This window comes from Veillonella sp. AF36-20BH (genome assembly GCF_003602765.1).
GTDB classification, from domain to species: domain Bacteria; phylum Bacillota; class Negativicutes; order Veillonellales; family Veillonellaceae; genus Veillonella; species Veillonella hominis.
The window spans coordinates 80,017-94,919 of the sequence record NZ_QTLR01000003.1 but is presented as its reverse complement, the minus strand read 5'-3'; the positions used below and the strand labels follow the sequence as shown (position 1 = coordinate 94,919).

The window sequence follows — 14,903 nt, the reverse complement described above, 5'->3', positions numbered from 1 at the left end:
TAAAAGAGGAGTTTTATTATAGCTTGTAGAACTAACATAGTAATAAACCTATTTAAGGTGCTTGTAAAAGGAGACATTATTATGGGAATCTTTAAAAAGCTATGTATGACCTCTATGTTAGGTGTTATGTTAACTGTACCAACGTATGCAACTGTTGTTACAGGCAGTCAATCAGATGTAAATTTAGATTTAAAGTATCCTTTAGTTTATACAGATCATGCTTATGCTCAAAGAGTTATTAATACAGATATTGCAAATTATGTACTCGAAGCAAAGGATATGTATTACAACCAACATATTTATCAAGTTTCTCAAAACTATAAGGTTACCTATGAGGATAGTCAAGTTATTTCAATCCTACTAACTACCTATTATTACTACGCCGGAGCTGCTCATGGTATGTATAATACAAGAGGTCTTGTATATAATAAAGTAACAGGTCAACGCATTCCATTATATAACTATATAAAAATTGCGAATGCAGCACAAATGGATAACGGCTTACGATCCCATGTATTAAGTTATTATACAGGTAATCATACAAAGAGCTATATTCCAAGTGGATGGAGTGTAAAATATGTAACCGATAACTATTGCTTACGCGGTAAGGGGAACATTGATCTAGTTTACCAACCATATGAACTAGGACCGTACGCAGCTGGTAATACCTATATTGGTTTTACACCAAAAGCCATTGAATACTTTAATCGCATGAACTCCTAATACAAGTGTAGCTTTAAATTGTGTCTTATCAGTACATTGATGCATTAAATAGTATTCTTGTTATAAACTCTATAAAAGCCTATAGTACATATACAGTACTATAGGCTTTTGTCGTATCTGGTATATTATTTTCTATATCCGCCGCATCCTCTTGTATTAGAGTTTGGACCGCAATAACTTTGGCTAGTATTGTTACAAACTGTATTGTTATTATTACAGTTGTATTGAGCGTTTGTATTACAATTGTATTGAGTATCTGCATTACATTTATACTGAGCATTGGTATTGCAATTTGCTTGTGATCCATTGCATACATAATCATAAGCAAATCCTGTAGATACTGCAGCAGTCACGGCTAAAAAGGTCATGACGAGCATACGTTTGGTAAATCTCATATGTATCATCTCCTTAATTCTATACTTATATTGTACTACTATAGGTCAAATAAAATATGATATTCTATACATATATACTATTTGAGAGACATTATGTGAAAGGATGAGAGTCTATTATGAAACGTGTATTGATAGCTGCACTATGCTTAAGCTGTGTTACGTTAGGAAGTCATGCGATTGATATTAATATACCAGGTGCGGATCCTACCATATCAAAGGAGGCATATCAAAACTATCGTAAGACTGATAATGAAGTCCAAAAGACTGAAAATATTATAGCTAATCAAATACGAGATGAATATAACAATAATGGGTCTAAAAAATGGACACTAGATGAATTGCTATACTTTACAAAAGAATTGTATCATTCTACAAAACAGTCATCTTCTGTTTTTATTCTTAAGGATAATGGGGTAAATATTAAATTTACTGTACCAGAGAGTAGTCAATTTGGTAAAACTATAAAAGGGGACCCATTAACTACAGATGTTCAAAAAGGAAATTTCCGCTTAATTGAAGGCAATATACATTATACCATTCGTAAGAGTGGTGAAAGTCAAGTTAAAGAAAATTCGGTCTCGTATCCTACTGTTAGAAATGCTACATGGGAGATTGGGCAGACTAAAAGTGGAGCTTTAGAAGGGGCTATTAACTTTGGCGTAAAGTCCGATCCTTCGCTGTCTTATCATATTAGTTATGATTTAATTAAGAAAAAGGAATTAGAGCTATTAAAGACACATGATCAGGAATATGTGTATAAAGAATTGATGTCACCCTTAGTTAACTATGTACTACCTTCTATTGAACCTGCAAAACAAATACTTTCAAAAACTAAACCCATAACTATTAATGGATTTACTTTCCAAACTTTAAAATCAAGTGATTTAGTGTATCATGGCCCTGATAATGATTCAATTTATATCTATGATGGTAAAAAATATCGTGAAGGTATCATGGTGAGAGAATTAAAACCGGAAGAGTTGGCTAATCGTCATCAAATTAATTATAAATTGATACGATTCTTCATTATGTATAAGCCATATTCTGATTTTAAGCCAATTCAATACGCAACAGTTTGGAATGATGCTACTCCTGCTATGTATATGGAAGTAGAACGATCTCAATCTAGAATGTACATTCAATCGCTATATGATGATAAATATTTATATACTCACTTTATAATGGCTGATTTAGATTATAAAACACCAGCAAAAGACTTGCGTGATATAGTTCAATATGTAGACAATGCAAATGACAAAGACAAATACGCTAAAAGCCAAGCTGGAATGGGTGCTATGCCAAAAGGTATATATGAAAACTCATCTGTAAAATAAGGGAAAAATAGTCAACCTCACATATAATCTTGACTTAATTTCAAGTTTAATTTCATAAAAATATATATGCAAGTTTTACCACATATATTCACTATTATCATTGTAAAGTGTTTATATGTGGTATTTTTTATAGTAAAATGAAAAATACATGAGGTGCTTTGTTGGATATATTAATTCTATTTAAAAGAGGAGTCTTAATTTTGAATAAACTAATTATCTGTTTTGGCGTATTAAAACGACTGATTCTTTGTACTACAATAATTATGTTTTTAGTATTTCTTTTAATTAATGATAATATAATAGGAAGTATTTTATTTTCAGGAATATTTATTTTGGTTACTGGGTATTATTTTAAAGTTCCTAGATATCTAATTTTATATATTCTAGGTGCTATAGGATTTTATGTTGTAACTAATTTTGTTTTACCAAGTATTGGTAGCAATCTATTTTCCGAATTTATTTTTATGGATAAGTATGGAGGTTTAGTTTATGCAAATATGTACACATTTTTGAGCGTTTTAATTTTTGAAATTTTAGAATATCCTAAAGAAATATTAGTCAAAATAGATAAGGATGATTTGTTTAGAGAACGGAAACTTGATTTATATAATATTAGAAAGCTTATAAAGGAAAATAAATCTAATTTACTCGGTGTTGATGCTTTATGGGGAATGGGAAAAACCTCTTTAATAAATCATCTAATTAAAGAGGAAAACAATAACTATAGATTTATAGTAATTGATGTATTATCTTTAAATTTAGATAATACAATTGATTTATTAATAAAAAAGATTAACTTCTTTTTATTGAAGGACGGTATTCGTAATTTTAGTGCAAGTCGGTTATTGGCTATTCTACAAAATAAATATAAACCTTTATATAATGTATTGTTAGACGATGATGATTCATATTATGATATTTTTGAGTCATTTAAGGTGGGGATTAGTAGACTAAGAAAACCTATTATTGTTATTTTGGATGATGTGGATAGAATTAATCAAGTTGATCATTTAAAAAAACTATTTTTTATTAGTGAGAAATTAAGTAATTCTAGTAATAGTAACTTAAAATTTCTAATGCTTTATAATTCTGAAAAGTTAATAGAACAAGGCTTTAGTGAGATATATTTACAAAAATATATTCCTAATAAAGTCCGTTTAACTGATATAACTTTTTACTCTATTTTAAATACTTTAATAGTTCAAGACATAGGAGCAAATTCATTTATAAATAAAAATAGATTTTTAATAGAGAAGATATTGTCAAGAATCCATAATCGGTTGAATTTATTAAATACTGAAGAGATTAATGCATATTTTCGAGATTATCATAATATAAGGACTATTAAGTTTTTTCTAGAAGAGTTAGAGTCAGTATCTTTAACAATGCCTGATAGTATGCAGAACCAGGTGATATTAAAAGAAACTTTAATTATAGCTTGTTATATTAAACATTTTATTCCAGAGATATATAATAGTCTAAATACAAATTTATCACTTTTAGATAATTTAAAGATAGAAGTTGATAATAATATTGTGTTACCACAAGGATTTAAGCACAAATTTCATTGTGGGTTAGCCAAATATTCAGACATTTCTCTGAAATTTAATAGACTAAACTTTATGAAAATGCTAGTTTATTTCCTTTTAAATATTCCTGAAGACCTAGATTCTAATATTCAATCCTGGTATAAATATAAAAGATTAGAAACTGCATTGTATCACTATATTATGTTTGGATTAGATTATCAAATAAATTATGAACAAATTGCTTCTGGATTAAGAGATATTCTCAAGTCACCTACTTGGAAAATTGATGCCTATAATATATTCAAATTACATTTTTGGGGTAAAGATACATTGCAAGTATCTTATTTTTATAATATAGAACCTTGGATGGTATATTTAGATACATATAAAATTTTGATATATACTTGGACTAAAGAGGAAGCAAATTTACATTATATTAAGCTGATAAGAGAATATTTCACTTCAAAATATCCGGGGATTTCATTGAATGGTGATGCAGTTGAGTTTTTTGTTAGTTTGCTTGATTCTATAGGTTTACATAAATTTAGTGCAGTATTAAACTGTTATTTAATATTGGCATTTAAATACTTTTATAAACAAAAGTCATCTTTAAATGAACATGATTTACTAAAGATTAAACGTAGCTTTTTAAAAGTTATTTTTGATTTAGGTTACACTAAAGATTCATATAATAAAAAAAATGTACATATATTGAATGAAAATCAGCGATTAGATCTATGTATTACTGATGCCATAGAAGTTATAAAGATGGAAATTCAATTTATTCATGATAATATAGATACTTTCTCTAATTTAAAGTATTATACTTATCAGTATAAATTAATTAGAGTAACTCTAAAGTTATTAATGCGTTTAAAGTTTAATGATGCATTACAACAACATAAAAAAATAAACGATGTTGTTGGTTTACCAAACTATACAGATAAGCAATTTAATTCAGATATTCGTAGAAATTTATATACTCCTACTGATTTAAGACGTGAACTAGATCATCGTATTGCCTATAATAAACAAAAAGAAAGGAATATATATGATAACAGGAGAAATTAAAAATAAAGTAGATAAGATATGGGAGAATGTCTGGGCTGCAGGCTTAACAAATCCTTTATCTGTAATTGAGCAAATTACATATTTGATGTTTATACGTGCATTGGATGATCAAGAAATTAATAATATTCGCAGTAAGACCTTACTAGGTGCGGATGTGGAATTAATTTTCCCAGAGTCAGATATTGGTCAAGCTATGCGTTGGGGTAATTTTAAATTTAGAAACGCTGATGAAATCTATAATATTGTTTCTAATTTTGTATTCCCAGCTATTAAGGCTATGAAGCATGGAAAATTGCCAGATTTTGATGAACATGGAAAGTTAATCCCCATTCCTGATACGGATGAAACAAAGGATGGTTTTGATTTTTTTGCTAAGCATATGTCAACAGCTACTTTTATAGTTCCGACCGCACAAGTACTTGAAAAAATTATTACAGGCTTAGATGATTTATACACTCATGACATTGCAAATTTAGATATGCAAGGTGATCTGTATGAATATATGCTCTCAAAATTATCTACAGCTGGAACGAATGGTCAATTCAGAACACCAAAGCATATTCGGGAAATGATGGTTAAGTTATTAAAGCCTTCACCCCAGGATATAATTTGTGATCCTGCATGTGGAACAGCTGGTTTTTTAGTATCTGCTGCAGAATATGTTCGAGCTAATCATAGTGAAAAAATGGATAAAAATGATTGGAAACACTATGAAAGTAATATGTTTAGTGGATTTGACACAGATACGACAATGCTTCGTATATCTGCAATGAATTTAATGTTGCATTCCATTAAATACCCTCAGGTTGATTACAAAGATAGTCTATCAAAACAAAATGATGTACATGATTCATATACTATTTGTTTAGCTAATCCACCTTTTAAGGGAAGTTTGGATGCAGCAACAGTTCATGGTGATTTACGAAGTATTACTAATAATACAAAAAAAACAGAACTCTTATTTTTGGCACTATTTTTAAGAATTTTGAAAAAAGGTGGTACTTGTGCTTGTATTGTACCAGATGGGGTACTATTTGGTTCATCTAAAGCACATGTAGCTTTACGAAAAGAAATTATTGAGAATCATCATTTGCGTGCAATTATATCTATGCCCTCAGGGGTTTTTAAACCTTATGCAGGTGTGTCTACAGCGATTATGATTTTTACGAAAACTCAAGCTGGTGGAACCGATAATGTTTGGTTTTATGATATGAAAGCAGATGGTTTTAGTTTAGATGATAAACGACAACCTATTGAAGACAATGATATTACAGATATTATTGATCGTTTTGAACATATCGATAGTGAAAGTGAACGCAAGCGTACTGAACAAAGTTTCTTAGTACCTAAACAAGAAATCGTGGATAATGGATATGATTTATCTATTAATAAATATAAAGAGATTGAATATATCCCGGTCGTATATCCTCCAACTAGCGAAATATTAGCTAATATTAAGGCTTTAAATGAACAAATTATGGCTGATATGGCTGAGCTAGAACGATTATTAAATGAATAAATTCATATTTGGTGAGATGAATGGAATTTATAAGAGTGGAAGATTGTTGTGAGATTTTAGATTCACAACGTAAACCAATTACAGAATCTGAAAGGGTTCCCGGAAGGTATCCATACTATGGTGCTAATGGGATACAAGGCACAATTAATCAATATATTTTTGATGGTAAGTTAGTTCTTGTTGCAGAGGATGGCGGTCATTTTGGCTCGAAGACAAAATCAATTGCTTATTTAGTAAATGGTAAGTGTTGGGTTAATAATCATGCTCACGTATTACGTGCTAAAAAAGGCTTTTTAGCTGAATATATTTGCTATAGTTTAATGTTTTATAAAATTGAAGGTTATATTAATGGCGCGACAAGGCAAAAGCTAACTCAAGCGGCATTAAGAAAACTAATTATTCCTAAAAGATCAGTAGAATATCAAAAAGCTATAGTAGATAGATTAGATTTAGTAAGATATATCATAGAGAAGAAACAAAATATAATAAATGAACTGGATTTATTAATTAAATCCCGATTTGTTGAGTTATTTGGTGATGTTGTTCTTAATACTTTGAATTGGCCATTAGTTAAATTAAGTGATATAGCAGAATATAGAATTGGCTTAACCTATAAACCAGAAGCGGTATCAAGTAGTGGAATAGCTGTTTTAAGATCAGGAAACATAAAAAATAGTCAATTATGTTATGAAGATACTATATATGTTAATAGTAAGGTGGAGTCTAAGTTGCTGTTAAAAAAGCATGATATTTTAATGTGTGCCAGAAATGGGAGCCAATCATTAGTTGGTAAAGTTGCACTTATTGAAAATGATATATCGAATACAACATATGGGGCTTTTATGATGGCAATATCTAGTAAGTACTATGTATATTTGCTTGAATACTTTAGGAGTCAGGCTTTTAGACGACTTATTTCAGTTGGAGCTACAACTACTATTAATCAGGTAACAACTAGAATGCTTAATTCTATTGTAATTCCCTTACCTGATATGGATACTATAAATAGATTTGCTTTATATCATTCTCAAATCAACAAATTGAAATCTGACGTTCAAAAGTCTATTGATGAGACTCAGTTATTAATGGACTCATTAATGCAAGAATATTTTGGTTAAGATTCTTTTGGTATACTGATATAAAAAGGAAAGAGGTATACCTATGCAACAGTTGATCAATGATATTTTACATGATATGAGTGAGGTTTTATCTGCTAAAGATTTGTATGCTTTACAGATTGTTTTACAAAAGAAACTAAATACACAGAATAATCAAACATATCCATATACTAATATTGAGTATATGGATATGTTTATTTCTGCTAAAAGAATTGAAGGTTGCTCAGAGCGAACTTTATCTTATTATAAAGCTACGATTGAACATATGCTTAGTATAATAGTTACGCCATTACGCCAAGTTAATACTGATGATTTGAGAGCTTATTTAGTAGAATATCAGTTAAGAAATAATTGTAGTAAAACCACTGTAGATAATATTAGAAGAAATCTTTCTAGTTTTTTTTCATGGCTTGAGGCGGAGGATTATATAATTAAAAGTCCTATTAGACGGATTCATAAGATAAGAACGGGTAGTAAAGTTAAAGAAACATTATCTGAAGAGTGTATTGAAAGACTTCGAGATTCATGTTTACATATTCGTGATTTAGCAATGATAGATCTTTTGTACTCAACAGGTATTCGAGTTGGTGAATTAGTAAACCTTAATATAGGTGATATAAATTTTGAAGAAAGAGAATGTATTGTTTATGGTAAAGGAAATAAACAACGTAAGGTTTATTTTGATGCTAAAGCTAAAGTTCACCTTAAACGATACTTGGAACAAAGAAATGATTATAATGATGCATTATTTGTTACATTAGATAGTCCTTTTGAAAGATTAAAAATTAGTGGTGTAGAAATTAGACTTAGAAAATTAGGTCGATTAGCTTTATTAGATCAGAGGGTACATCCTCATAAGTTTAGACGGTCTATGGCAACAAGGGCTATTGATAAAGGCATGCCTATTGAACAAGTACAGAAGTTATTAGGACATCAACAAATTGATACTACAATGCATTATGCAATGGTTAATCAATCCAATGTAAAAATATCTCATAGAAAATTTATCGGATAATCAAATTCATATTTGGTGAGATAATATGTATTTAAAAGATCTTGTTGATATTCAAATGGGGCAATCTCCTGACTCTAAGTTCTATAATTATGATAAAATAGGGCTTCCTTTTTATCAGGGGAAAGCTGATTTTGGTAGAATAAATCCTACACCTAAAATATGGTGTAGTAAATCTAAAAAAGAGGCAAAACCAAACGATATCTTAATCTCTGTTAGGGCACCTGTCGGGGATTTAAATATAAATAATGAGCAAAGCTGTATTGGTAGAGGCTTAGCGGCAATAACATGTAAACCTGATGTTGATATGATGTACCTATATTATCATTTAAAATATTTGAAACCTCAATTAAGACATATATCAACAGGGAGTACATTTGAGTCTATTAATCGAAGTCAATTAGAAAATTTAATCATTGACTATAAACCTTATTCGGAACAAATTAAGATTAGTAATATCTTACAAGTTGTGCAACGACAAATAGAGGTTAGAGAGAAGTTATTAAGATTATACGATTTACTTATTAAATCCCGATTTGTTGAAATGTTTGGTGATATAGACTGTAATACTAAGAATTGGCCTATTATAGCACTTGAAGAGTTAGCTGAGTTAATGACAGACGGTGAACATTCAACGCCAAAGAGATGTGATAAGGGAATTTATTTACTTTCTGCAAGAAATATTTTGAACCATTCTCTTAAATTAGATGATGTTGACTATATTGATGAAGCCGAATATGATAGGATTTCTAAAAGAGTTATCCCAAAAGCTGGAGATATATTACTGTCTTGCTCTGGTTCTGTAGGCCGTTGTTGTATGGCACCAATGGAAATAAAATTTCAATTAGTAAGAAGTGTTGCATTAATAAGATTCAAAAGTGAAATTACCCCTATTTTTGCTGAGCATATGATAACCAGTGATTGGTTTCAAAGACAAATTAACAGTTTAAAAACTACCTCATCTCAAGCGAATCTATTTCAAGGTAGAATTAAAAAGCTAAAAGGATTTGTGCCTGATATGAATCTTCAATACGAGTTTATTAAAGTTGTAAATCAAATCAACAAATTGAAATTTGCCTAAATAGTGTATAATTAAACTAAGTATTATATAAAAAAGATGAAGTTACATGTATAGGGGATTATATATGTCTAATTTTGATTTTCTTAAGGATATAGTTGAGTATAAGGTTTTTGCAGATGCAGCTATTGAGGCGGAGCGTGTATTTCACTCATCACCATCTATGTGTGCAATTGGTTGTCGTAAGGCGTTAGAGTTAGCTGTTAAGTGGGTATATACTGCAGATACTAGCATGATTATGCCTTATAAAGATAATCTTCAATCACTTTTACATGCAAAATCCTTTAAAGATGAGTTGCCAGAATCTTTGTGGCGCGAATTACAACCAATCGTAAAAATGGGGAATTTAGCTGTCCATTCCGATACAAAAATTTTGCCAAGAACGGCTATTATTTCATTACAGGCATTATTCAATTTTATTGAATGGATTGATTATTGTTATGGTTATGACTATGTGGAACGTACATTTGATGAAAATGCAATTCCTAAAACTATAATTCCAGTAGATATTAAGACAATCAAAGAGCAAGAAAGTTTGATTGCTCAAAATGCCCAACAAATTGAAAATCTATATTTAGAAATTGAAAAGCTTTCAAAGCTACTATCTTCTGCAAAATCAGAGCATATTATAACTCGTAGTTTACCTAAAGTTCCTGAAACAGAGGCTGAAACGCGTAGGTATATAATAGATGTTGATCTTAAATTGATGGGATGGGAATTTGATGGTCCCAATAAAAATGTGTTTGAAGAGTTAAAAGTTTCAAACCCATATGTTTCAGGGGGATCAAATCTTAGTGTAGATTATGTATTAATGGGACGTGATGGTAAGCCTCTTGCATTAATTGAGGCTAAGAAAACAAGTCGCGATATAAATGATGGTAAGACGCAAGCTTTAGCTTATGCAAATGCATTGGAGAGTGAATATGGGCAGCGTCCAATTATTTTCCTTTCTAATGGGTATGAGACTCATATGTGGGATGATCTTGAATGGAATATGCGTCGTGTAAGTAGTGTATATGGTGAAAGTGATTTAGAACGACTGATTACTCGTAGAAATTTAACTAAGCCTATCTTGAGTACAATTCCAATTAATGATGATATTTCAGCTCGCTATTATCAAAAGGAAGCGATTAGAGCCGTTTGTCAAAATCTTGAAAACAAGGTTAGAAGAAGCTTACTTGTTATGGCAACTGGTACAGGTAAAACTAGAACCTCGGTAAGCTTAGTTGATGTGCTTTTCCGTAGTAACCAAGTGATGAATGTATTGTTTTTAGCAGATAGAATTGCTTTGGTAAGTCAAGCCAAGGATGCATTTAGAGAACATTTACCATCTGCATCGTTATGTAATCTTTGTGAAAGTAAAGATGACAAAAATGCTCGAATAGTTTTTTCTACATACCCTACAATATTAAATGCTATCGAAAAATCTCTTGATGGTGATGGAAAACGCCTTTTTACACCGGGTCATTTCGATTTAATAATTGTAGATGAAAGCCATCGTAGTATTTTTAAAAAATATAGAGCCATATTTGAATACTTTGATGCTATTCTTGTTGGTTTAACTGCTACGCCTAAATCTGAGGTGGATAGAAATACATTTGACTTCTTTGAGGTTGAAAACGGAGTTCCTACATATGCATATAGCTATGACGAGGCTATAAGAGATAATTATTTAGTTCCATATTATAACTTTGAGATGGAATCAAAGTTTTTATCTGATGGTATTGTTTATGATGAACTTTCAAAAGAAGATCAGGAACGACTGGAAGATGAAGCTATGGATCAGGCCGGGGAGTTCCAAGGTAATTATTCTGCTACGGAAGTAAACTCTATTATTTATAGTACAGATACAATAGACTATGTTCTAAGAGAATTAGACCAGAATGGTATTAAAATTCATAATGGAGACTCTTTAGGCAAAACAATTATCTTTGCTCAAAATAAAAAGCATGCTCGTCTAATTGAAGAAAGGTTTAATTGGTTATATCGTTCTTCAAAAGGTAAGAAGGCACGTGTTATTGTTAGCTCTGATCAACATGCATTACATTTAATTGATCAATTTAAATTTTCAGATGGTGAACCGGATATAGCAATTTCGGTAGATATGTTAGATACTGGAATTGATGTGCCAGCATGTGTTAATTTGGTATTTTTTAAACGTATAAAATCAAAGACTAAATTTTGGCAAATGATAGGGCGTGGGACTCGACTTTGTCCAGAGAAGGAGTTTTTTGATAAAAACAATGGTGATTATGTAGGTAAGAAGTACTTCTATATCTTTGATTACTGTAAAAATTTTGAGTATTTTAGAAATCAAAAAAATACGGTAGAACTAAAAGGTAATAGTGCTACATTAGGTGAAAGAATCTTTGCTAAGCGGATTCAAATTATTGCACGACTACAAATAGAAAGATATGGTAGTGAAGACTATCAAAGTTGGCGTTCAGAACTTGTAGATGAGTGCTATAAGGAAATTACTGATTTAGACGTAACAAAACCGGTTGTTCGTTTACAGTTAAAATATGTAGACAAATATAGCGTTAAAACTTCATTTGATTATTTGTCAAATATTGATGAACATGACTTAATTACCTATGTTGCACCTTTGATTTGTGCTGATGTTAAAGAAAATTTGGCACGAGGATTTGATAACTTTGTATATGAAGGGATTTTGAATCTTTTTAATGGGCAATCTATTGACTATTTTAAGAAACGTGTAATTAGCCTTTCCAATGCTTTACTAGAAAAAATTAGCATTGAACAAATTAGAAAGAAGCAAGATTTCTTAAAGTTAATAAAAGAAGATGCGTATTGGCAAATAATCGATGCTTTGCGGTTAAATCATATGAGAAAAGAGCTCAGAGATTTAGTCCAGTTTCTTGATGTTGCAGAACGTAGGGTTATTATAACAACAATTACGGATTCAGTATTATTAACTAGAGAAGGCGATACTCTTATGCCTGAAGTTTTTGAGAGTTATCAAGAAAAAGTTGAGTCTTATTTCTTATCACATCAAAATCATCCAACAATTCAAAAACTTATCAATAATTATCCAATTGACGAATCAGATTACAAAGCGTTGGAATACATTTTTACTCATGAATTAGGAAGTAAAGATGACTATGAAAAACGTTTTAAAGGTAAAGAGTTTGGATTGGTTGTTCGAGATATCGTAAAGATGAGCCCACAAGCTGCTGAGAATGCCTTTTCAGATTTGATTAATACCAAGTCTATGAATAGTGATCAAATTAACTTTATTAAACAAGTTATTAACTATATTGCGGTTAATGGATATATGGAATCTCCCAATATGTTAATGGACCCTCCATTTGATAGACCTTTTGATATGTGGAAACTTTTTGATCAAGCTGAAGCTGTTGAAATTGCAAATATAGTTAAGCAGATAAAAAATAATGCTTGTATTTAGCTTATAGATTAATTATAGATTATTATTGAATTGAATGTATTGTTTTATACGTTAGTTAGGCATAAATGAAATGAATTTTAATAAGTACTTTAAGTAAATTTTTTAGGTTGTGAGTTTATTTTAGTTTAGGTTTGGGATGGTAAGGTGAATTAGATGGTACTAATTAATAATTATGCAAAAAAAATAAGCTCATTTATAAAATACAAAGACAATGAGATAACTTTTCCTTGGGGGGCTATTACAGATCTAAGACAAATTGGACAAGGTGGAAGTGGTCTTGTTTATTCTGGAAAATATAATGATAACGACGTGATTTTAAAGTTTTTTTATAAAAACTCTTCTAGTAACGATTTTGAACGGTTTAAAAATGAATATTTTAATATTCAGTTACTAGAGAATGCAGAAAAAACACATTTAGCTTCATATATAAACTTTGATAGTATTGAGATTGAAGACGATTTATTTTTTTTATATATAATGAAAAGGTATAAGTCCACATTAAAAGATTATGTTTTGGTGTATACAGGGGATAAATCTGAATTGTGTGAGAAAGTCTTATATTTTTTGCTTAAAAGTTTAAAACAAATCCATAGCAAAGATATAATTCATCGTGATTTAAAACCTGAAAATATTTTAGTGGACTGTAATGACAAGTTTTATTTATCTGATTTTGGAATAGCTAAATATTGTGATAACAGTATGACTAAAGTTGGAGATAGGCTAGCTAATTATAAGTTCTCTGCACCAGAACAAAGTGAAAAAGGTACTCCAATTACTAAATCTGCTGATATATTTGCGCTTGGTCAATTAATTTTTTGGCTACTTGAAGGTCATACCTATGCAGGCACTCTTGATATTGATGAATATGAAAATAATCTTATAAAACCATTGCTTATAAAGTGCTTAAAGTATAATGTGGAAGAAAGATTCCAATCAATAGAAGAAATTGAAGAATTTATAGAAGCTGAGAAGCGAAGGTTAGCTAGAATAGAGTCTATGCATCAGTCAGAACTTATTTATGAAAAAAGGCTGGAGGCGAATAGGCTTTTTACTGATTTGATTAGACATAGTTATCCTAATTCGCATAGTCATATAAGCGTTATTGAGAGTGAAGCATATTTTAATCGAGTTTTAACTGATTTAAATGCTTTTATTAATAAATATATAGGGAGAATAGACATATGGTATTCTACAGGTTGGAGTAATCAAATTTTAAAAAATATAAACTATGATGTTGAAAGTAATATAGTTCAGCTTATGTTAAAAGATTTAAATTTAGTTTTGGAATTTTCTTTGGAACAAATTTGGTTGTATGCTGATGTATCTGATTATACTTCACTATATATATTAAAAATTAAAAATCTGGAACCTTATGAAATTAATGATAAGAAAACTTATTATAAATCTATTGTTAATGGTGAGATAGAAGTAGATACAAATGATATTAGAAGTGGGTATCTAGAACTAGGGGAGACGAATGGAGTGATTAGAGTAGATACTCACATTGACTTTGAGAGATATAATGGTGAAGATCAATATATTGCAATCGGGCCACTTTTTTTAGGAGCGGTATATCATAGAAATGAAGATTTTTTACATGATTTACAAGATGTTGATCTAACAGAAGAAGTAGTTAAAGGGTTCATTAAAAATATTAGATCTCATAAATTAGAGATAGTTTGATATATTATATTTTA

10 protein-coding genes are annotated in these 14,903 nt (G+C 30.1%); 9 read left to right on the top strand and 1 reads right to left on the bottom strand.

Annotated elements, in window-relative coordinates:
• The first annotated feature begins 81 nt into the window (after positions 1–81).
• Positions 82–723 carry a DUF4163 domain-containing protein gene (locus DW000_RS04710; RefSeq protein ID WP_120055375.1) on the top strand — a complete coding sequence of 214 codons (642 nt, stop codon included), beginning with the start codon at positions 82–84 and terminating at the stop codon, positions 721–723.
• Between the two features lie 125 nt (positions 724–848).
• Here the strand turns inward: DW000_RS04710 and DW000_RS04705 are convergent, their stop codons facing one another.
• Entirely contained in the window at positions 849–1,118 is a 270-nt protein-coding gene (locus DW000_RS04705) for a hypothetical protein (RefSeq protein ID WP_120055373.1), read from the bottom strand.
• Positions 1,119–1,234: 116 nt separating this feature from the next.
• On the opposite strand from DW000_RS04705, the gene DW000_RS04700 reads away from it, so the two are divergent.
• The 8 genes from DW000_RS04700 to DW000_RS04665 all read left to right on the top strand — a co-directional run bounded on the left by DW000_RS04700 (position 1,235) and on the right by DW000_RS04665 (position 14,889).
• Complete coding sequence (locus DW000_RS04700) at positions 1,235–2,452, top strand: hypothetical protein (RefSeq protein ID WP_120055371.1); 1,218 nt, start codon at positions 1,235–1,237, stop codon at positions 2,450–2,452.
• Positions 2,453–2,652: 200 nt separating this feature from the next.
• The gene (locus tag DW000_RS04695; RefSeq protein ID WP_133300041.1) at positions 2,653–5,052 is read left to right on the top strand and encodes a P-loop NTPase fold protein; all 2,400 of its coding nucleotides are present in this window, start codon (positions 2,653–2,655) and stop codon (positions 5,050–5,052) included.
• Positions 5,033–6,571, top strand: coding sequence for a class I SAM-dependent DNA methyltransferase (locus DW000_RS04690; protein ID WP_120055367.1), 1,539 nt, complete (start codon positions 5,033–5,035; stop codon positions 6,569–6,571). Before DW000_RS04695 ends, DW000_RS04690 begins: the two co-directional genes overlap by 20 nt.
• A gap of 20 nt (positions 6,572–6,591) precedes the next feature.
• Complete coding sequence (locus tag DW000_RS04685; protein WP_120055365.1) at positions 6,592–7,689, top strand: restriction endonuclease subunit S; 1,098 nt, start codon at positions 6,592–6,594, stop codon at positions 7,687–7,689.
• A 43-nt stretch (positions 7,690–7,732) separates the two neighbouring features.
• Positions 7,733–8,704: a site-specific tyrosine recombinase/integron integrase gene (gene xerA, locus DW000_RS04680; RefSeq protein ID WP_120055363.1), complete on the top strand. Its 972-nt coding sequence runs from the start codon at positions 7,733–7,735 to the stop codon at positions 8,702–8,704.
• Positions 8,705–8,729: 25 nt separating this feature from the next.
• Positions 8,730–9,782 (top strand): restriction endonuclease subunit S, encoded by a 1,053-nt coding sequence (locus DW000_RS04675; protein WP_120055361.1) that lies wholly within the window; start codon positions 8,730–8,732, stop codon positions 9,780–9,782.
• 64 nt (positions 9,783–9,846) lie between these two features.
• Positions 9,847–13,206: a DEAD/DEAH box helicase family protein gene (locus DW000_RS04670; protein ID WP_120055359.1), complete on the top strand. Its 3,360-nt coding sequence runs from the start codon at positions 9,847–9,849 to the stop codon at positions 13,204–13,206.
• A gap of 153 nt (positions 13,207–13,359) precedes the next feature.
• Positions 13,360–14,889 carry a protein kinase gene (locus DW000_RS04665; RefSeq protein ID WP_120055357.1) on the top strand — a complete coding sequence of 510 codons (1,530 nt, stop codon included), beginning with the start codon at positions 13,360–13,362 and terminating at the stop codon, positions 14,887–14,889.
• Positions 14,890–14,903: the final 14 nt, after the last annotated feature.

Excerpts from the sequence above, each read along its gene's own strand:
- DW000_RS04705 (WP_120055373.1), bottom strand. The coding sequence starts at position 1,118 with ATGAGATTTACCAAACGTATGCTCGTCATGACCTTTTTAGCCGTGACT.
- DW000_RS04700 (WP_120055371.1), top strand. The coding sequence starts at position 1,235 with ATGAAACGTGTATTGATAGCTGCACTATGCTTAAGCTGTGTTACGTTA.
- DW000_RS04670 (WP_120055359.1), top strand. The coding sequence starts at position 9,847 with ATGTCTAATTTTGATTTTCTTAAGGATATAGTTGAGTATAAGGTTTTT.
- DW000_RS04665 (WP_120055357.1), top strand. The coding sequence starts at position 13,360 with ATGGTACTAATTAATAATTATGCAAAAAAAATAAGCTCATTTATAAAA.
- DW000_RS04690 (WP_120055367.1), top strand. The coding sequence starts at position 5,033 with ATGATAACAGGAGAAATTAAAAATAAAGTAGATAAGATATGGGAGAAT.
- DW000_RS04710 (WP_120055375.1), top strand. The coding sequence starts at position 82 with ATGGGAATCTTTAAAAAGCTATGTATGACCTCTATGTTAGGTGTTATG.
- xerA (WP_120055363.1), top strand. The coding sequence starts at position 7,733 with ATGCAACAGTTGATCAATGATATTTTACATGATATGAGTGAGGTTTTA.
- DW000_RS04685 (WP_120055365.1), top strand. The coding sequence starts at position 6,592 with ATGGAATTTATAAGAGTGGAAGATTGTTGTGAGATTTTAGATTCACAA.
- DW000_RS04675 (WP_120055361.1), top strand. The coding sequence starts at position 8,730 with ATGTATTTAAAAGATCTTGTTGATATTCAAATGGGGCAATCTCCTGAC.